Source organism: Actinoplanes lutulentus (assembly GCF_003259845.1).
GTDB lineage: Bacteria > Actinomycetota > Actinomycetes > Mycobacteriales > Micromonosporaceae > Actinoplanes > Actinoplanes lutulentus.
Window position 1 is genome coordinate 76,176 of sequence record NZ_QLMJ01000005.1, and the last position, 19,810, is coordinate 95,985.

Here is a 19,810-nt window from a genome sequence, read left to right on the forward strand (position 1 = left end):
CTGACGGGCGTACCGTCGTGGATGGAAACGGTGTGAGCGTGACCGTTCCGCGGAGCCCGGCCCGGGTGGTCGCGCTCAGCGAGCCCACACTGGACGGCGCGCTTGCGCTCGGCGTCGACGTCGTCGGCACCACGAGCGGCCGTGGGCAGGGAAGTGTGCCCGGTTACCTGAGCGACCAGGCCGACGGGATCCCGATCGTCGCCTCCGTCGCCGGGCCCAACATCGAGCAGATCCTCGTGCTCAAACCCGACCTTATCGTCACCGACGGCACCGTGGCCGCCGACGAATCGGTCCTCGGCAAGCTCGCCGGCATCGCGCCCACGGTCTTCGTGAGCAAGAAGGCCGCCGACTGGAAAGGCGCGTTCACCAGCCTCGCCGAGGTGCTCGGCAAGAGTGCCGAGGCCGAGAAGGTCCTGGCCGGGTACGCCAGCCGGGTCGACGAGATCCGCGGCAAGCTGGGCGACCACGCCGACGACACGGTCAGCATCGTCCGCTGGGGCACCGGCCAGCCCTCGGTGATCCTCAAGGAGCTGCCGCCCAGCAAGGTGGTCGCCGACGTCGGCCTGCGCCGCCCGGCCGCACAGGACAAGGACGGTCTCGGCCACTCCACGCCGGTCAGCCGGGAGAACCTCGACCAGCTCGACGCGGACTGGATGTTCTTCGGCACCCTCGGTGGCGCGACGAACCCGCAGGGCGGCAATACCGGAACCGCGGTCGGCGTCGAGGCCAGCGCGAAGATGCTCCAGGACGACGCGCTCGTGACTCCCGGGTTCACGCAGCTCACGGCGTACCGCAACAAGCACGTCATCCCGGTGGACGGCTCCGCGTGGGCCAGCGCGGGCGGCCCGTTCGCCGCCACCGTGATCCTCGACCAGCTCGGCACAGCTCTTCTCAACTAAGGATCTCTCATGAGAGTCGCCGTCATCGTTGCTCTTGTCTTCGCCGGCGTTATTACCGGTGGGCCGGCTTCTGCTTCTGCTTCGGCTTTGGTTTTTGCGCCTCGGCCGTCGAACCCGGTTGGTGCGACGGTGTCGCTCGCCTCCAGCAGTGTGGTGGCGGGTAAGACGATCCGGTTCACCGGAACCGGGTTCGTCAATGACAGCGGTCGTGGCCAGGTTGTCACGATCAAGCTGGACGATGTGGACATTCTGCGGACCGTGAACGCCAGCGACAGCGGGGCGATCTCCGGGACGGTGACGGTGCCGGCGGCCACGAAGGCGGGGGCTGAGCACTGGTTGCGGTTCCTGGCCGGGTCCGGGCAGGAGAACGACTCGCCGGCGCGGAGCCTGGCGAGCGGATATTTCGCCGTCACCGGGGCGTCGTCTTCTTCCCCGGCGGCGTCGGTTTCCGCGTCGGCGTCCGCCGCCGCGTCTGTTTCCTCTGGGAACACGCTGCCTAAAACGGGCATTGACGCTGGTCCGCTGCTGGCCGGGACCATCGCGCTGCCGATCGCCGGGATCGCGTTGCTGCTGATCGAACGGCGTCGCCGGCGGGCATCTGCGTGACGATCCTGTCGGCCCGGCCGGCTATTCGTCGCGCTTCCTCCAGCCGTCGCTTTATCGCGCTCGCTCTTGCCGGGGTGGTGCTTCTGATCGCTGTGGTGGCGAGTGTCGCCCTCGGGGCCAGGCCGGTTCCACTCGGACACGTGTGGGCTGCGCTGACCGATTATGACGGTAGCTCTGACGCTGTCGCGGTTCGCGATCTGCGGTTACCCCGTACCCTCCTGGGGGTTTTTGTCGGCGCCGCTCTCGGCGTCGCCGGATGTCTGATGCAGGCGCTGACCCGCAATCCGCTCGCCGAGCCGGGCGTGCTCGGCGTGAATGCCGGCGCCGCCGCGGCGATCGTCAGCGCAATGAGTTTCCTGGGTGTGACCGCACCGGCCGGGTACGTCTGGTTCGCGATGGCCGGCGCCGGCGGCGCTTTCGCGCTGGTCTACCTGCTCGGCGGAGGCGGCCGGATCAAGGAGTCACCGGCCCGCCTCGCCGTGGCCGGAACCGCCGTAGGCGCCGCGCTGACCGGCTTCACCTCAGCCGTAGTGCTTTTCGACTCGACCGCTTTCGATCAGTTCCGTTTCTGGGCCGTGGGTGCCCTCGCCGACCGCGGCATGCCGGTCTTCTGGCAGGTGGCGCCGTTCCTCGCGGGCGGCCTGCTGCTCGCGGCGTCGATCGGCCCGGCGCTCAACACCCTCGCCCTCGGCGACGATCAAAGTCGGTCACTAGGGTCAAACCCCCTTGTGGTACGCGGAACCGCGGCGCTAGCGGCCGTAGCCCTGAGCGCCGGGGCGACCGCCGCAGCCGGGCCGATCGGGTTCGTGGGGCTGGCCGTACCGCACGCGGCCCGCTTCATCGTCGGCGCCGACGAACGCTGGCTGATGGCGTTCTCCGCGCTGGCCGCACCGAGCCTGCTGCTGATCGCCGACGTGACCGGGCGGGTCCTGGGGAGGCCGGGCGAGCTGGAAACCGGGGTGGTGACCGCGATGGTGGGGGCGCCGCTCTTCATCTACCTGGTCCGGCGGTTGCGAGTTCCCGCATGAGATCCGCTGTCCTGCGGGTCGGGCCGGTCTCGACGCGGTTCGCGCCGCGCGCCGTGCTGGCCGGCTTGCTGATCACGCTGGTAGCGGCCGCGACCGCCGTCTACAGCCTCACCGTCGGTGACTATCCGCTGAGTGTGTCCGAAGTGCTCGCCACACTCAGCGGTCACGGCGACCGGGCGTCCGAGTTCGCCGTCTACGGCCTGCGCCTTCCCCGGGTGCTCACCGCGCTCTTCGTGGGGATGGCGTTCGGCATGGCCGGCGCGGTCTTCCAGAGCCTCTCGCGTAATCCGCTGGGCAGCCCCGACATCATCGGCTTCACCACCGGCTCGGCAACCGGCGCGCTGATCGGCATCCTGCTGCTCGGCGGCGGCAGCCTGGTGATCGCCGGCAGCGCGGTCATCGGCGGCCTGGTGGTGGCCGCGCTGGTCTACCTGCTGGCGGTAACGGACGGCGTCGTCCGCCCGGGACAACTGGTGCTGGTCGGGATCGGGGCCAGCGCGGTGCTCGCCTCCTTCAACGGATATCTGCTGACAAGAGCGGATCTGGGCGACGCGATGCAGGCCGCGGTCTGGCTCACCGGCAGCCTCAACGGCCGTGGCTGGGAACACGCCATCCCGGTGGGCGTCGCGGTAGCTCTTGGCGGTGTCGCGGTGCTGTGCCTGGCCCGTCCACTGGACACGCTGGCGCTGGGCGATGACACGGCCGGGGGTTTGGGCGTACCGATCGAACGCGTACGCCGAGCCCTGCTGATCGGTGCCGTAGCCCTGACCGCGGTAGCCACCGCCTCGGCCGGCCCGGTCCCTTTCATCGCCTTGGCCGCGCCCCAGGTAGCCCGCCGCCTGACCCGCTCCCCAGACGCATCACCGCTGGTAGCGGGGCTGACCGGCGCAGCCTTGCTGGCACTGGCCGACTTGGCGGCCCAGCGCTTGTTCGCCCCGGTCGCCCTTCCGGTCGGGGTGCTGACGGCGGCCCTCGGTGGCGTCTACCTGGTCTGGCTACTGGCCGCCCAACGCAAAGCCGGCCGCTGGTAAATCCCCGGCTGCACACCAGGGCCGCCGCCCTGTGCAGCCGGCAGCCGTGGTGTTAAGCCGGCCCGGGGACCTCGGTGTTCAGCCGGCTAGGTGGGGGTTCAGGTCGTTGGCGATGATCTTCAGGGCGGCCGGGGAGACCATGCCCGGGTGGGTGCAGTCCAGCTCACGGACAACCACCTCACCACCGATGTACGACCCCCACGCGGACGCCGACAACCAGTCCTCGGCCCGGGGCGCCGCCGCTACGAAGATCAGCGCGTCGCCGTCGTAGAAGCGGTGCTGGTGCTCGCGCATCATCCGCGCGTTCTCGGCCACGACCAGCGGGATCTTCGCGAGCACGTCGTCGCCCAGCTCGGCGAGCGGGCTGTCCGCCCGCCGCAGAACCCCGACCACGGACTCCACAGTGAGCGGCCCGCCGACAGCGGACTCGTCGCGCCCCGCCATGTGAAGAAGCGCCCGCAACGCGTCCTCGGACGACGGCGCGGGCAGGTCACGCCACTGATCACTGGGGTACGCGTCAAGCAGCGCCAGCATCGACACCTCCTCACCGGCCGCCCGCAACGCCGCCGCGATCTCCTGAGCGAGAACGCCCCCGATCGACCACCCCGCCAGCGCATAGGGCCCACCCGGCCGAATATCCTGAATTTCCGTGATATAGCGGGCGGCTGTCTCCGCAAGGGAAGCCGAGTCATCAATAAAAGCCGTGAACGCCGGCGACTGGATCCCGTAAACCGCCACCGACGGATCCAGATGCGCCAGCAAACCCGAATAACACCAGGCCAACCCACCCGCCGGATGCACCACGAACAACGCCGGCCCGGATCCCGCCCGCAGCGGCAGCACGACACCCAGCCCATCGGTGCCGGCCACTGAAGGATCGAGACGCGCCGCCAGCCCCGCCACCGTCGGCGCCGCGAACACCGCTGCCAGCGACAATTCCGACCCCAGCGAAGCCCGGATCCGCTGCACCAGCGTCACCGCCAGCAGCGAATGCCCACCCAGATCGAAGAAATTGTCGTCCGGCCCCGGCAACGGCACCTCCAGCACCTCGGCCATCAGCCGCGCGACCGCCACCTCCGCCGGCGTCCGCAGCGTGCCACCGGAAACAGCCGCAGCCGGTGCCGGCAGCGCCTGCCGGTCCAGCTTTCCGCTGGGCGTCAGCGGCAGCTCACTCATTTCCACCACGGCGCCGGGCAGCATGTGGTCCGGCACAAGCGGCGCAAGATACGCCCGAACCCCTTCAAGATCAAGATCACCCACTACGTACGCACAAAGCCGCCCGTCAATCAGCGCAACAGCCGCCCGCCCCACGGCCGGATGCTCGTTGAGCAGTGCTTCGATCTCCCCGAGCTCGACCCGGAATCCACGGATCTTGACCTGTCCGTCGGTGCGGCCGAGGAACTCGATCGTCCCGTCAAAACGCCATTTAGCCAGGTCACCGGCCCGATAGAGCCGCCCGAGAAGAGGATCGTCGAGGAACCGCTCGGCGGTCAGCGCCGGTCGGTTCAGATATCCGGAGGCCAGCTGCGCCCCGGCGATGTAGAGCTCACCCGGCACACCCGGCGGCACCGGCCGGCGGCCCGCGTCGAGCAGATAGATCTGGGTGTTCCAGACCGGCCGCCCGATCGGCACCGGCCCGGGCGGATCACTCGGCAGCACCGGCTGATACGTCACGTCGACCGAGGCCTCAGTGGGTCCATAGAGATTGTGAAGACCGGAACCGATCACCGCGTGGAAGCGCCGCGTCAGATCCTCGGGCAGCTCCTCACCACTGCAGATCACCCGGCGCAACGTCGCACGGGTGGATGCGGCGGCCTCCTCGCCGAGGAAGACCCGCAGCATCGACGGCACGAAGTGGACCGTCGTGACGCGTTCCTGAACGATCAGTGATGCCAGGTAGGCGGGGTCCTTGTGCCCTTCGGGCTTCGCCATGACCAGGGTGGCCCCGGTGATCAGCGGCCAGAACAGCTCCCAGACGCTGACGTCGAAGCCGATCGGCGTCTTCTGCAGAACCCGTTCGCCGGGTGCCAGACGGTACTCGTGCTGCATCCAGAGCAGCCGGTTCACGATGCCGCGATGCGGGACGAGCACACCTTTCGGCCGCCCGGTCGACCCCGACGTGTAGATCGCATAGGCCGTGTCAGAAGGCGACGCCTGGCCGATCTCGATCAGCGGAACCGGGCAGCGGGAAGGTAGTTCGCGCAGCACGACGACCGGCTGCGCGTCCTCGACCATGAAGGCCAGCCGGTCGGCCGGATACGACAGATCCAGCGGCAGATATCCGGCGCCCGACCGCAGCACACCGAGCAGCGCCACCATCAGATCGATGCCGCGCGGGATCGCGACCGCGACGAGCGTGCCGGGTTTCGCACCGCGCTCGGCAAGCCACCGCGCCAGGCGGTCAGCGCGTTCATGCAGCTCCGCATAGCTGATCTCGACGCCCTCCGCGCGGACCGCGGGGGCATGCGGCGTCCGTGCGGCCTGTTGCGCCAGGAGCGTGGTCAAGGTCTTCTCGGGTACGCGCGAAGCAGTCTCGTTCCAGGCGCGGAGCACGAGATCTCGTTCGGTGTCGGTCAGCACGTCCACCTCGGACACCACCTGGTCCGGGCCGATGTCGGCGAACGTGGTGAAGAGCCGGATCAGCCGCGCGAAGTGCCCGTCGAGTTCCTCGTCGCTGTAGCTGTCCGGGTTGGCGTCGACGGTCAGGTCGAGCCGCCCGGTGCCGGCGTCCAGCCCGACGGTGACCTCAAGGTCCTCAGTCGGTCCGGTGGCGAGGTAGTGAACCCGCGCGGACACGCCCGGGCCGAGGTCGAGACTGCGGCGGAACGGTTTGACGTTGACCTGCGGCCCGGACAGTCGCCGTCCGGTACCGACCAGCCCGAGATCGCGTTGCAGCCACTCGTACCGATATCGCTGATGGCGCGAGACGGCGCGCAACTCGTCCCGCACGGCCGCGACCAATGCACGCAGAGTGATGCCTTCCGGAGCCGCCAGGCGCAACGGCAGGACGTTGACCACGCTGACCGGCACCCGCGCGGCGCCGGTGCCGAGGCGGCCGGAGACCGGCATGCCCAGGGTCAGGTCGGCCTCGCCGGTGATCCGGTGCAGGTAGAGGGCGGTGATGGCGTACGCGGCCTCGGCCCACGTGACGCCTAGCCGGTCGGCGGCGGCGCGCAACTCGTCGGCTGTGGACTCGGGTAATTCGATGTGCCGGTGTGCGTACCGATGGGAAGTGGGCGCGGGCCGCTGACTGAGGGTGACCGGTTCGCGGGTGTTCTTGAGGCGGTCGAGCCAGAACCTGCGGTCGTCGGCGAACCTGTCGGAGGCGATGTAGGCCCGCTCGTCCTCAGCCAGCGAGTCGACGGTCCGGAACGCGGCCGGGAAAGCGTCCTGGAAGGTCGAACCCCGGCCGAGCGCGGCGTACGCGGCCACGACCTTCTCGGTGACCATCGCGAAGGCGTACCCGTCGAGCAGGATGTGATGCGCCCGGAAGTACCAGACGGCCTGTTCCGGGCCGGTGCGAAGCACCGCCTGGCGAACGAGTGGCGCGCCGGTGAGCGGCAGCGCCTCCGCGAGGTCGGCGTCGATCCAGCGGCGGACGGCGGCCTCGCCGGGCAGATCCACGATCTCCGGTCCGGTGGCCGGCTGCTCGATCCGCCAGACCTGGTCACCCTCGGCGGCGAAGCCGGTACGCAGCACGTCGGTGGCCTCGGTGACCTGCCGGATCGCCTCGGCGAGCCGGTCCGTGTCGAGAGGACCGTCGATGGTGATGCGGTGGGCGCAGAGGTACGACGGGTTCTGAGGATCGAGGAGCTGGGCGAACCAGAGCGCCTGCTGAGGAGCGGTCAGGGGGCGGTGATCAACATCCATAGTTAGGGTAGCCTAACCAAACTAGGTGAGTGGTGTCGTGGAGGTGTGCATGGCTGTGGAGCGGCCGAAGATCGTCCCGCCGACGTCGGTCCCGCCGAGGACTCCGCGCCCCGCGCCGCCGGCCATCGTGGACAGCCCGCGGATCCAGCGGTTGCGTGACGACGGCCCGGACGCGGTCGCACGGTTCTGGGCCGAGCTGACACACGCCGGCACCCCGCTGATCGAGCGGGACGGCGACGCCACGCTGATCACTTTCGTCTGGCGCGAGCGGCGGCCCACCCGTGACGTGCTGGCGCTGGTCAACAAGCTGGCCGACCGTTCCGACCTGGGCCGGTCCCGGATGCGCCGGCTGCCCGGCTCGGATCTGTGGCACCTGACCTACCGGGTACGCGACGACTGGATGGGCAGTTACCACTTCGCGCCGGACGAGTCGGAGCACGAGCCGCTGGAGCTGGGCCCGGCGCACTGGCGCATGGTCGCGACCAACCTGGTGGCCGACCCGCTCAATCCGGTGACCCTGCGGCAGTCCCGGCCGCCGCACAAATCGGTGGCTGCCGGTCCCGCCGCGACACCGTTGCCGCACTGGTGGGAGCGTCGATCCGGGGTGCCCGAGGGAACCGTGGAAACGGTCGAGGCCGGCGGGCGGCGGGTCTGGCGTTATCTGCCGGCGGGATATCGGGGCCACGCTGAGGCGTACCCCATGATGGTTTTGCTTGACGGTGACATCTGGGGTCCGCTGCTTCCGGTGGCGCCCGTGCTCGACAACCTGATCGCGGCCGGCCGGATCCCGCCGCTGGTCGCGCTGCTGCCGGAGAGCGGGGATCAGCCGACCCGATTCAGTGAGTACGCGTGTGACACGGCCTTCACCGAGTTCCTCGCCACCGGACTGATCGCCGAGGCCGGGCATGATCTGAATCTGACATCCGACCCGGCCCGGACCGTCATCGCCGGGCAGAGCCTCGGCGGGCTGGCCGCCGCGTTCGCCGGTTTCACCCACCCGGAGCGGTTCGGCAACGTGCTCAGCCAGTCCGGCGCGTTCTGGTGGAAGAGCGGCACACCGGACGATGTGGACGCCGAGTGGTTCGCGCATCAGGTGGCGCTGGCCGACCGGCGGCCGGTCCGCTGGCACGTCGAGGTCGGCCTGGACGAGTGGGTGAACCTGCGCCCCAACCGCCACCTGCGCGACGTGCTGACGGCACGGGGTTACGAGCTGACCTACACCGAGTTCGCCGGTGGCCACGACCGCCTCTGCTGGCGCGAGCATTTCGGCAACGCCCTGTCCACCCTGCTGCCCCGCTGACCACCCTTCGGCTTGCGCTCGTGGTCGTGTTTCGGGGTCTGGAGCGACCGCGAGCGCAAGCCGGGTCATGCGGGGGTCAGCAGGTCGGCGGTCAGCTCGCGGGTGGACGCGACCACGCCGCAGCGCGTCTGCACGTGGCGCAGCGCGTCGGCGTGGTGGGCCGGGCTGAAGTCGGCGACCGCGTCGGTCACCACGAACGGCTGGACGCCGCGCATGAACGCGTCCATCGCCGTGGCCAGCACCCCGATGTGCGCGTAGACGCCGGTGACGATCAGCTGGTCACGCCCGCCGAGCACCGCGTCGAGGTCGGTGCCGACAAACGCGCTGTACCGCCGTTTCGTCAGCACGACGTCACCCGGCGCGGGCCGCAGCGCATCCGTGATCGCCAGCGCCTGGGCATCCGCCGGCGGCCCGTCACCCCAGAAGTCCTGGAGCAACCCACGTTCCGAGCGGGACTGACCGCCCGGCTGAGCGGAGAAGATCACCGGAATCCCGGTACGCCCGGCATGCTCCCGCAACGTCGCGATGTTGCCGACGACCTTGGAGAGCAGCGCGTTGTCGGCGGTCCCGAACGGCGCCAGGAAATAGTTCTGCATGTCGTGCACCAGCAGCGCGGCCCGAGCCGGCTCGACGCGCCAGTGGACCTTGCCGCCGGCCCGGGTGAAGCCGCTGGGCAGGTGGTACGGGGTGATGCGGGGAAGCACGGCTCAGCCTTTCGATGTGGTGATCAGCTCGCGGAGCAGGGTGCGCAGTTCCCGCCGGCTCGTCTTGCCGACGCCGGTCACCGGGAACCGCTCCACCACCCGCAGCCGGTCGGGGATCTTGTAGGCGGCCAGACCTCGGTCGCGCAGGTGGGCACGGATCTCCGAGAGCTTGGGTACGCGTACCCCAGGCTTGACCACGACGAAGGCGCAGCTCCGCTCACCGAGGTACTCGTCGGGTATCCCGACCACCGCCGCGTCGTGCACGGCCGGATGGGTCAGCAGGTGGTCCTCGACCTCCTCGGCGGCGATCTTCTCGCCACCCCGGTTGATCTGGTCCTTGGCCCGCCCCTCGACGACCAGATAACCGCCGGGCAGCCGCCGCACCAGATCCCCGGTGCGATAGAAGCCGTCCTCGGTGAAGGCGACCTTGTTGTGATCGTCGGCGTTCCAGTAGCCACGGATCGTGTACGGGCCCCGGGTCAGCAGGTGCCCGACGGTTCCGTCCGGCACGTCGGAGTCCTCGTCGTCGACGATCCGGATCTCGTCGTCGGGGGAGATCGGCCGGCCCTGGCTGTGCAGGACCACGTCGTCCGGGTCGTCCAGGCGGGTGTAGTTGACCAGACCCTCCGCCATGCCGAAGACCTGCTGGAGCCGGCATCCGAGGGCGGGCCGGATCCGTTCGGCCACCGAGTCGAGGAGTTTCGCGCCGCCGACCTGGAGGGTTTCCAGACTGGACAGGTCAGGCTTCGTCCGGTCGGCGGCGTCGAGCCACACCAGGGCCAGCGGCGGGACCAGTGCGGTGATGGTGACCGACTCCGCCGAGATCAGCGGGAAGGCCGTGGCCGGGTCGGGCGTCGTGGAGAGGACGACAGTTCCTCCGGTGTGCAGGACACCGAGGACACCGGGTGAGGACATGGTGAAGTTGTGCGCGACCGGGAGGGCAACCAGGTAGGCGCTGTCCTGATTCAGGCGACATATCTGGGCACTGGCTCGGACGCTGTAGAGGTAGTCGTCGTGAGTTCGCGGTATCAGCTTCGGCAGGCCCGTGCTGCCGCCGGAGAGCTGAAGAAACGCCAGGTCCGAGGGCTTGGGCCCAGTAGGGAGCGGGCCATCGCTGTAAAGCGTGTCAAGGGCGATAAACCCACCCGGATCGCCGGCCACGATCGTCAGGCCGTCCCCCGCCAGACTCCGATGATCAAAGCCGTCGTACACATCCATGGTGATGAACGCGACCGCCGACGTGTGCGAACGGAAGTACCCGATCTCCGCGCTCCGGTGCGCGGGCAGGGCGAAGACCGGCAGCGCCCCGATCCGGAACAACGCGAAGATCACGTCGAAGAACTCGGGCACGTTGGGCAGCTGGACCACGACCCGATCACCCGGCCGGATCCCGCGCGCATAAAGGCCCGCGGCCAGCCGAGAGGCACGATTCCGCAGCTCACGGTAGGTGATCCGCTGTTCCCCGGAGACGATCGCGACCCGGTCGGCAAACGCGGCGGCACTCTCCCGGAGCAGGTCGTCGAACGTCTGCCCGATCCAGTAGCCCTTCTCCCGATAACGCGCTGCGAAATCCTCAGGCCACATCGGTCACTCCCAGAGCGCTCAGCATCGTGCCGAGCTTGGCGTTGGTCTCGGCCAGTTCGGCCTGTGGATCGGAACCGGACACGATGCCCGCGCCGGCGTAGACGTCCAGGCCGTCCGGCCCGGCGGTGGCGCAGCGGATCGTGACCGCCCACTCGCCGTCACCGTCCGCGCTGGTCCAGCCGACCATCCCGGCGAAGAAGCCCCGGTCGAACGTCTCCAGCTCGGCGATCGCCCGCCGCGCGGCCGCCGGTGGCGTACCGCAGACCGCCGGCGTGGGATGCAACGCCGCCGCGAGGGCCAGCGCCGAGACGCCCGGGTCGGCGATCTCTCCCGTGATCCGGGAACCGAGGTGCCACATGGTGGGCGTAGCGGTCAGCGCCGGTTCGCTCGGCACCCGTAGATCCCGGCAGAACGGCCTCAGCCCTTCGGCCACCGCCTCGCTCGCGAACGCGTGTTCCCGCAGGTCCTTCGCGGAGGCGAGAAGAGCGGCCGCCCTGCGGGCGTCCTCCGCGGGGTCAAGGCTGCGCGGAATGCTTCCGGCCAGAGGATTGGCCGAGACGGTACGCCCGAAGCGGCTGACCAGCAGCTCCGGACTGGCGCCGAGAAGGGTGCGACCGGCGCCCAGGTCGACGCCGAAGGTGTAGCTGCCGGCGGCGGCCAGTGCGCGTACCACCGGGGCCGGGTCGAAGCCGGGTGCCGCGATGCGCAGGGTGCGGGCCAGGACGACCTTGGTGTACGCGCCGGCCCCGATGTCCGCGACGGCCCGGGCCACGGCGGCCAGATAGGCGTCGTCCGGGATCGCCGGCACGACCGGTCGCGCCGCCGGGGCAGCGGCGCGGGCACCGACCGCCTCGGCGCGGCGCAGGTTCACCGGCACGACCAGGCGGGCCGGGTGGGCCGGGCTGTTCAGCGTGAACGGCGCGGCGCCGAGCACGATGCGGGCACCGGCCCGGAGCAGGGATTCCGCCTCGGGCACGGTGGTGGCGACGGCGCGGGCGCCCTCGGCGAGCAGGGTGCCGCGCGGGGAGGCGAACACCGACGACGCGCCCGGCCGATACGCGGCGAGCAGGCCGGCTCCGTCGAGCGTGGAGCTGACGGCGGACACAGTTGATCTCCCTTGGGGTGGGTGTGGTTCCTGGAAATCAGGCGACTTCGGGTGCGTCAGGCTCGGAGGGTGGCGCCGCCGTCGACGTAGAGGTCGTGCATCGTGATGTGCCGGGCCCGTGGTGAGGCCAGGAAGATCACGGCGTCGGCGATGTCCTCCGGCGTGGCGATCCGGCCCAGCGGGATGCCGGCCCGGAACGTCGCCGGATCACCCGCGATCACCGGCGCGGGACCGGACTCGGTCCAGAGCGCCCGCTGCATCGGGGTGTCGGTGGAGCCGGGCGCGACGACGTTGCAGCGGATGCCGTACGGCGCGAGTTCAAGCCCGAGCGACTTCGTGAACATGGTGCTGGCGGCCTTCGACGCGGCGTAGGCGGCCATCCCGGCGCGCGGGACGCCGGCCGCGTTCGAGGAGACGGTCACGATCGCGCCGGATCCGCGCGGAACCATCCGCCGGGCCACCGCACGACTCGCGTGGAACACCCCGGTGACGTTCACCGCGAACGTGTCCTGCCAATTGTCATCATTAAAGTTGACGACGTCTCCGGTATGCAGCACGCCGGCCACGTTGACGAGCAGATCGATCGGCCCGAGGAACTTCTCGGTGGCGTCCACAACAGCTTCCACCTGCTCGGCCGAGGTGACGTCGGCGACCTGCGGCAGGATGCCCGGGTACTCCTGCGCGAGCTGCTGGACACCGTCACTGCTCCGGTCGGCGGCGGCCACCCGGACACCCTCGCCGGCGAGCGCGCACGCGACCGCCCGGCCGATGCCCTGCCCCGCGCCGGTCACCAGAGCAACCGTCCCGGCCAGCCCGAACCCGGTCACGGGTTGACGTTCTCGGCTGCTTTACCAGCCGCAATATCAGTCGCTTTATCAGCCGCTTCACCAGCTGATTTGTTGGCTGGCTTGCCGGCTGAATTGTCGGCGACGGAAGCCCAGGCCGCGATGGTCGGTTCGTCCGCCAGATCCAGGAAGCCGATATCGTGACCGTCCTCACGCCAGCGCGCGGACAGCATCAGGACACGGATGGAGTCGAGCCCGCGATCGATCAGGTTCTCGTCGTCACCGAGATCGGCGGGATCCTCGTCCAGCACCTCCGCGATGTCCCGGCGCAGGCGTTCCTTGTCCAAGGGCGCGGTCATGCCATCGGCTCCGTTCGTTGTTAGGTAAGGCTAACCTAGCAGCGAATCGGCTTCGTGTAGAAGGTGGACAACATCACTCACCAGATTGTCCACAATCAAGGGCAGGGTGGCGAGACTTGACTGCCTTCAGTCTGGCCGACGCCTGCGGCGAGCAGTAGGAATACGCCCAGGCCGGCCATCAGGCGGCGCAGGCGGCTGGTCACCCGGCGGCGGTCGGCTTCCTGCTGCTCGGCGGCGGCCCAACCGGCCGCCAGAAATTCACCTACCAGCACGTCCGTCTCGTCGAGAGCGGCGGCTTGGTTTCGGGCGGCTCGTTCGCGGGCGGCCAGGAGGCGGGAGCCTTGGGGGAGCAGGTTGGGGTCGCGGCCTGAGCGGGACCAGGCCTGGGCTGCCTCGGTGATCTGGCGGCGCAGGAGCAGGTCCTCGCCGGCCTCCGACACCCACGTGGCCAGTCTGGGCCAGCTGGTCAGCAGGGCCTCGTGGCTGATCTCGACGGTGTCCGCGCCGACCGTTACCAGGCGGGCCTTCACCAGGCGGCGCAGGACTCGGGAGTCGGCGGCGGCGCGTTCGCCGCGCCTGCGGACCGCGGTGCCGGTGGTGGTCACCGTGACCAGGGCCAGCAGGGCGTCGCGGAGGCGGTCGCGGTCGTCGGGTGGCAGCTCCAGGTAGATCCGTTCGGCGGTCTCGGCGATCGCGTGCCGGATGCCGCCGGTCTCCCGGTACGCGCTCACGGTCAGCCGGATGCCCTCCCGCCTGTCCCAGGTGGCTCGCAGGGCGTGGGCGAGCAGTGGGAGTGTGCCCGGGTCGTATCCGTTTCGCCCGTCCGCGCCGAGGTCGCGGAGCAGCAGGTCGGGCAGGCCTGGTTCAACGCTGAGGCCGGACTGCTCGGCCGGTTCGATCACGGCGCGGCGGATCGCGCCGGCGTCCAGGGGGCCCAGCACCATGTGGCCGGCCGCCAGGACCTTTGCCAGTGGCGGCAGCTGCACGCAGGCCGCGTAGAAGTCGGAGCGGACCGCGATCACCACGATGGCCGGGGCGGCGGAGACGAGCTCGGTGGCGTACGCGAGGCGTTCGGCGGGGTCGGGGCACTGGGTGAAGAGCTCTTCGAACTGGTCGACCACGATGATCGGGCGGCGGCCGGCGGCGGTGGCTTCGGCGGCCAGCCGGCCGAGGGAAGACGGTTTCTGTTCGCCGGGGGAGGCCGGCTTCTCTTTGCCGAGGGAAGCCCGTGGATCGGGTTTTGCGATGCCCTTGCTCGCGGGTGCGGCCAGGAATCTCAGACGTTCACGCAGGTGCGCGATGGGGCGTACCCCTGGGCTTGTCAGGACCCACGGCCAAGCCGCAGCTTGCGCGCCTAGCGCGCCTGACACCAAGCCTGGCAGAAGTCCGGCCCTGACCAGGGAGGACTTGCCGGCGCCGGACACGCCGGTTACGACCAGGGGTGGACCGCCGGCGGCTTGTTCGGCGAGGCGGCTGAGGAGCTCGGCTACCTCGGGCTCACGGCCGCGGAACCAGGGGGCATCCTCCGGTTCGAAGTGGACCAGACCGGGGTAGGGCGGGACGGCACCACCAGGGACGTCGGCCGGCGGGCTGTCGTCGGCGGGGAGCTGCTCGCGGGTGATGGCGATCAGGTGGCGGCGGACCTCGGCGAGCTCGCGGTGCAGTCGCAGGCTCTGCGTGGCGAGCTGCTGGCGCAGGCCGTCGACGCTGTCCCGGACGTCGGCGAGCATCCAGCGCAGCTCGTGCACGCCGAGGCCGAGTTCCTGGAACGCCGCCTCCAGGGCGTGCCGGAGCTCCACATCGGTGAGCTCGGCCTCGGAGATCGCGGCGCTGATCGCGTCGACCTCGCGCAGGATCAGGGAGATCTCCTTGTGGAGCGCGCGGCCGTTCGCGCTGGCGTTTTTGTCGGCGTTTTTGCCGGCGTTTTTGTCGGCGGCGGCGAGGCGGGTCAGGAGCTCGGTGGCGAGGGAGTCGCGCCACTGTTCCTGGTCGGCCGGGTCCTTGAGTTTTTTCGCGGTGTCGGCCATCGCGTCGGCGAGGACGTTGCTGCCGATCCCGCCGATCTGATCTAAAGCGGTCGCGAATTCGGCGGGTGCTCCGAGCCCGGCGCCGGCGATCGGTGCCACGGCGGAGGCGGTCAGGAGTGCCAGAATCGCGTACGGGCTGGCGGTGTGGATCCGGGTCCTGCTTCGGCTGCCGGCGTCGCGCACCCAGGCGCGCACACCGGCTCTGGCCTGCTCGGCCGCTGTTTCCGGATCCGGTTCGGGCACGGCTCGCCGTCCTTCATGGACATCGACACCTTTCGGGTTCTCATGATGTCACCCCCGTGCGATGCCGTCGTCGTTCTCGTACGGTATGAGCGTGGTGAATGCGGTGAGCGACGTTGTCCCTACTGAGCGTATCGATATCGTCGGTCGCCGACCGCTGGCCTGGTGGCCGGTCGGGCTGATAGCCGCCGGCGCCACCCTGCTGCTTCTGATCACTGCGAATCGGTACGACTACCACCGCGACGAGCTGTATTTCCGGATGCTCGGCCAGCACCCGCAGTGGGGGTATGTCGACCAGCCGCCGTTCACGCCGCTGCTCGCCCGGCTCGGCATCGAGTTCTTCGGGGACACGGTGTGGGGGATGCGGGTGCCGTTCGCGCTGGTGCTGGGGTTGACCGCGCTGGTCGCCGCCGTCATCGCCCGGGAGGTGGGCGGAGGGGCGGTCGCTCAGTCGATCGCGGCGGCCGGGGTAGTGAGCGCTTTTCCGCTGTCGGCCGCGCATGTCAGCTCGACGGCCGCTGTCGATCTGCTGGTCTGGCTCGGTGTGGTGTTCTTCGTGATCCGGGCTTTGCAAGGTTCGTCGCAGGGGTGGGTGTGGGCCGGGGTGACGGCCGGGGCCGGGCTCTACAACAAGCATCTGGTGGTGCTTCTGCTGGTCAGCCTGGCGGTGGGGTTGCTGGTGGCCGGGCCTCGGCCGGTGTTCCGGTCCCGGATGTTGTGGATGGGGGTGGCCGCTGTCGTCGTGGTCGGGCTGCCCAATGTGGTTTATCAGGTGGTTCATGGTTTCCCGCAGGTCCAGATGACTTCGGTGATCGCTGTCTCCGGGGCTGAGCGGCTCATGGTGGTGCCTCTGCAGTTCGTCCTGATCGTGCTGCCGCCGGTGTGGATCGCGGGGATCGTGATGCTTGCCCGGGATCGGCGGCTGCGATCAATCGCGGTCGCGTACCCGGTCTTGCTGATCCTTGTGCTGGTCTCCGGTGGGCAGGCGTATTACCCGGTCGGGTTGCTGCTCGCGCTTTTCGCAGTCGGGGCGGTGCCTACCACGCGGTGGATGACTCGGCGTTGGCGGCAGGTTTTCCTGTGGACGGGTGTGGCGGTTTCTGCCCTTGTTGCCGTGGTGTCCGGGCTGCCGGCCATTCCTGAGGAGGATCTGGGCGACAGCTTCGTGGTCGCGGTCAACCAGACCGTCGCTGATCAGATCGGGTGGCGGGAGTACGTCTGGCAGGTCGGTGCTGTGTACGCCGGGCTGTCCGATGCTGATCAGCGGAAGACGGTGCTGTTCGCGGGGAATTACGGGGAGGCCGGTGCGCTGGATCGGTATGGGCCGTCGCTGGCGTTGCCTGATGTCTACAGCGGACATAATTCGCTTTTTGACTTGGGGCCGCCGCCTAAGGGGAAGAGTGTGGTGGTGGCGGTGGTGGAGACCGCGCCTCGGGAACTGGGCAATTGTGCGGTGAAGGCTCGGCTTCATAACTCGGTCGGGGTGGAGAACGAGGAGCTTTCGTCGCAGGTTTACGTGTGCCGGTTGAGTCAGCCGTGGAGTTCTGTTTGGCCTGGGTTGAAGCACTATGGCTGAGGTGGTGTCGGTACGTCGCCGGGTGTCGGCAGGGGGTCGCTGTCGGGCTGGCGCGTCCTTGCCCTTTCCAGGGTGTTTGGTCGTGTGGATCTTGTGAGCTTGTGCCGACGGAGCAGCCGCAAACTCACAAGATTGTCGGGCAGAGGCCGGCGTGGTCGGGTTCGCCGTGGAGCGTGAGCGTGAGCGGGAGCGGTTGCGGGGCGGAGGCTGCGGGGCGGCGGCGACTGCGGGGCGGGGTGGGGGCACGTTGCGGTGAGCGTCAGGCGGTCTGGCTGGTGCTCAGGGTTGTGAAAACGGCCGTAAGAGATCACTGGAGGCCAGCTCGTGTCGTCCAGCTAGGTCATCGGGCCCTGATGAGGTGGCTGAGCTACGGCTTGGCGGTGCGAGCCGTCGTCCGGGGTGTAATCGGGGCTTCATAGCGTGGTTGAGCTACGGCTCCGCGGGGCGAGCCGTCGTCCATACGTCTTTCCAGACCCGGATAACAGGGCTGAGCTACGGCTCGCCCTGGGTGGCATGGCTGGGCTACGGCTCGCCCCGGTAACGGGAACTTGGCCGCAGGACGCCGGCCGCTGGGTGGCGGGTTAGACCTGGCGGTTTCGGCCCGCCTGGTAGCCGGCGATCATCTGGGGGACCATCAACGCCACCATCACCGCCAGCGGCGCGCGCCAACCATCCGTCGCGTCGTGCAGGGCGCCGATCACGAACGGGCCCGGGATGGCGATCAGGTAGCCGACGCTCTGGGCGAACGCCGACAGCTTGACCACCGTCGCCGGGTTGCTGCCGCGTAGCGCGATCATGGTCAGGACCAGCGGGAACGCCGTGTTCACCACGCCCAGCATGATTGCCCACAGCCAGGGCGCCGCGCCGGGGGACCACAGCAGGCCGCCCCAGCCGGCCATCCCGAACAGGCCGAGAACCAGCGCGATCAAGCTCTGACTCCGGGTGCGGCCGGCCAGGGACGAAAGAGCAAATCCCAGGGGTACGCCCAAAAACGACGTCACCGCGAACAGGATGCCCGCCTTCGACGCCGAGATCCCCGCGTCCCGATAGATCTGCGGCAGCCACCCGATGATCACGTAGGCGGAGGTGGACTGCATACCGAAGTACACCGCGAGGGCCCACGCGACAGGGCTGCGCGTCACGCGTACCGAAGAAGGCTTTTGATCTTGAGAAGCCGAGAGGGCGGGGGCGGTGCGGGCCAGCAGGAGCCAGGGCGGGAGCGCGATCACGGCGGCGAGCGCCCAGCAGGACAGGCCGAGGCGCCAGTCGTCGCCGAAACTGCTGGTCAGCGGCACGGTCGCGGCTGCCGCGGTGGTCGCACCGACGTTCAGCGCCACCGTGTAGAGGCCGGTCACCGTGCCGACCTGGTCCGGGAAGCGGTCCTTCACGATCGACGGCAGCAGGATGTTGACCAGCGCGATGCCAGCCAGCGCCACCGCGCTGAGCAGCAGGAACAGCGCCACGCCGCCGGCATAGGGGCGCGTCGCGAGACCCACGGTGAGCAGCGCGAGGCCGCCGAAGATCACGCGAGCGGCGCCGAACCGTCGCGCCAGGCGAGGCGCGGCAAGGCCGATTGCCGCAAAACACACCACGGGTACGGAAGTGAGCAGCCCCGCCACGGTCGTGGACATGCCGAGTCCGGTGCGCAGCTCGGTGAGCACCGGGCCGATGCTGGTGACGGCGAGCCGCAGGTTCACCGCCGCCAGCAACAGTGCGATCAGAATGAAGAGCCGACCCTGGCGGCGTGTGATCGCCTGCTGTTCCCGTAATGCCACGGAAACATCATGGCCCTGCTCACGGGCTGGTGCGCGGCAGGGTGTGTACGGTCACAAACGCTGACCGCTGCTTACACCGAGGCGGGCGTCTCCTGCTCGCGCTCGGTCTGCTCGTTGAACTCGCGCTTGCTCGACTGCCAGCCGTCCTCGTTCATGCCGTTGCGCCAATATCCGGAGATGGACAGCTGGTCGAGCGGCATCGCCAGCTCGCGGCGCAGATATCCACGGAGGTCGCGGACCAGGTTCGCCTCGCCGTGCACGAAGACCTGCCCCTGACCCTCGGGGAGGACCGCGGTGCGCACCGCGTCGCAGAGCAGCACACCGACCGGGCGTGCGCCCCGGTGCAGCCAGGTGATCTCGACGCCGGCGCCGGCCGACAGTTTCTGCTCCTCGTCGGGGCTTTCGACCTCGAGGAACACGCGAGCGACGGCATCCTCGGGCATGCCCTCCAGCGCGGCTGCGATGGCCGGCAGGGCGCTCTCGTCACCGGCGAGCAGGTGCCAGTCGGCGTCGGCGCTCGGGGCGTAACCCCCGCCGGGGCCCATGAACCGGAACGGGTCACCGGGCTTGGCCTGCGCGGCCCACGGTCCGGCGATGCCGCTGTCGCCGTGCACCACGAAGTCGACCCACATCTCGTGGATCTCCGGCAGCCACTTGCGCACCGTGTAGGTCCGGACCGACGGCCAGGTCTCGCGTGGCATCGTCTCGCGGATGGCACCCATGTCGAACGGCTCCGGGTAATCGGCACCGGGCTGCGGGAAGATCACCTTGATGTAGTGATCGGTGAACTGGCCGGCCTCGATCCCGGCCAAGGCCTCACCGCCGACCACCACTCGCACCATGTGCGGGGTCAGCTGCTCGACCCGAGTGACCACGCCCTCATGGGCCGGTCGCGCTGGTCTGTTCGCCATACTGCACCTC

General features: G+C 69.6%; 15 protein-coding genes. 6 read left to right on the forward strand and 9 right to left on the reverse strand.

Translation table 11 applies throughout. From position 1 onward, the window contains the following. Positions 1-38: 38 nt before the first annotated feature. From B0I29_RS13265 to B0I29_RS13280, 4 genes are all read left to right on the forward strand, one after another. The gene (locus B0I29_RS13265) at positions 39-899 is read left to right on the forward strand and encodes an iron-siderophore ABC transporter substrate-binding protein (protein ID WP_245972494.1); all 861 of its coding nucleotides are present in this window, start codon (positions 39-41) and stop codon (positions 897-899) included. A gap of 9 nt (positions 900-908) precedes the next feature. Then, a complete protein-coding gene (locus B0I29_RS13270) occupies positions 909-1,505 on the forward strand; it encodes a hypothetical protein (RefSeq protein WP_146616782.1) in 597 nt (198 codons plus the stop codon). Positions 1,506-1,597: 92 nt separating this feature from the next. Continuing rightward, positions 1,598-2,533 (forward strand): FecCD family ABC transporter permease, encoded by a 936-nt coding sequence (locus tag B0I29_RS13275; RefSeq protein WP_281270890.1) that lies wholly within the window; start codon positions 1,598-1,600, stop codon positions 2,531-2,533. After that, complete coding sequence (locus tag B0I29_RS13280; protein WP_111649258.1) at positions 2,530-3,564, forward strand: FecCD family ABC transporter permease; 1,035 nt, start codon at positions 2,530-2,532, stop codon at positions 3,562-3,564. Before B0I29_RS13275 ends, B0I29_RS13280 begins: the two co-directional genes overlap by 4 nt. A 78-nt stretch (positions 3,565-3,642) precedes the next feature. Here the strand turns inward: B0I29_RS13280 and B0I29_RS13285 are convergent, their stop codons facing one another. After that, on the reverse strand, positions 3,643-7,434 hold the full coding sequence (locus tag B0I29_RS13285; protein WP_111649259.1) for a non-ribosomal peptide synthetase: 3,792 nt from the start codon (positions 7,432-7,434) through the stop codon (positions 3,643-3,645). Positions 7,435-7,483: 49 nt separating this feature from the next. Here B0I29_RS13285 and fes point away from each other — a divergent pair, with 49 nt between their 5' ends. Continuing rightward, positions 7,484-8,734: an enterochelin esterase gene (gene fes / locus B0I29_RS13290; protein WP_146616783.1), complete on the forward strand. Its 1,251-nt coding sequence runs from the start codon at positions 7,484-7,486 to the stop codon at positions 8,732-8,734. A 65-nt stretch (positions 8,735-8,799) separates the two neighbouring features. On the opposite strand, the gene B0I29_RS13295 is transcribed toward fes, so the two are convergent. The 6 genes from B0I29_RS13295 to B0I29_RS13320 all read right to left on the reverse strand — a co-directional run bounded on the left by B0I29_RS13295 (position 8,800) and on the right by B0I29_RS13320 (position 15,541). Further along, on the reverse strand, positions 8,800-9,438 hold the full coding sequence (locus B0I29_RS13295; protein ID WP_111649261.1) for an isochorismatase family protein: 639 nt from the start codon (positions 9,436-9,438) through the stop codon (positions 8,800-8,802). A 3-nt stretch (positions 9,439-9,441) separates the two neighbouring features. Beyond that, on the reverse strand, positions 9,442-11,022 hold the full coding sequence (locus B0I29_RS13300; protein WP_111649262.1) for a (2,3-dihydroxybenzoyl)adenylate synthase: 1,581 nt from the start codon (positions 11,020-11,022) through the stop codon (positions 9,442-9,444). Next, complete coding sequence (locus tag B0I29_RS13305; RefSeq protein WP_111649263.1) at positions 11,012-12,127, reverse strand: isochorismate synthase; 1,116 nt, start codon at positions 12,125-12,127, stop codon at positions 11,012-11,014. Before B0I29_RS13305 ends, B0I29_RS13300 begins: the two co-directional genes overlap by 11 nt. Before the next feature lie 56 nt (positions 12,128-12,183). After that, the gene (locus tag B0I29_RS13310; RefSeq protein WP_111649264.1) at positions 12,184-12,954 is read right to left on the reverse strand and encodes a 2,3-dihydro-2,3-dihydroxybenzoate dehydrogenase; all 771 of its coding nucleotides are present in this window, start codon (positions 12,952-12,954) and stop codon (positions 12,184-12,186) included. Next, positions 12,951-13,271 (reverse strand): phosphopantetheine-binding protein, encoded by a 321-nt coding sequence (locus B0I29_RS47405; RefSeq protein WP_111649265.1) that lies wholly within the window; start codon positions 13,269-13,271, stop codon positions 12,951-12,953. Before B0I29_RS47405 ends, B0I29_RS13310 begins: the two co-directional genes overlap by 4 nt. Before the next feature lie 95 nt (positions 13,272-13,366). Further along, positions 13,367-15,541, reverse strand: coding sequence for an ATP-binding protein (locus tag B0I29_RS13320; protein WP_111649266.1), 2,175 nt, complete (start codon positions 15,539-15,541; stop codon positions 13,367-13,369). Positions 15,542-15,644: 103 nt separating this feature from the next. On the opposite strand from B0I29_RS13320, the gene B0I29_RS13325 reads away from it, so the two are divergent. Continuing rightward, positions 15,645-17,114, forward strand: coding sequence for an ArnT family glycosyltransferase (locus tag B0I29_RS13325; protein WP_245972496.1), 1,470 nt, complete (start codon positions 15,645-15,647; stop codon positions 17,112-17,114). Between the two features lie 581 nt (positions 17,115-17,695). On the opposite strand, the gene B0I29_RS13330 is transcribed toward B0I29_RS13325, so the two are convergent. Both B0I29_RS13330 and B0I29_RS13335 read right to left on the reverse strand, forming a co-directional pair. Further along, a complete protein-coding gene (locus B0I29_RS13330) occupies positions 17,696-18,889 on the reverse strand; it encodes a CynX/NimT family MFS transporter (RefSeq protein WP_111649267.1) in 1,194 nt (397 codons plus the stop codon). A gap of 71 nt (positions 18,890-18,960) precedes the next feature. Then, positions 18,961-19,800 carry a siderophore-interacting protein gene (locus B0I29_RS13335; protein ID WP_111649268.1) on the reverse strand — a complete coding sequence of 280 codons (840 nt, stop codon included), beginning with the start codon at positions 19,798-19,800 and terminating at the stop codon, positions 18,961-18,963. Positions 19,801-19,810 lie beyond the last annotated feature (10 nt).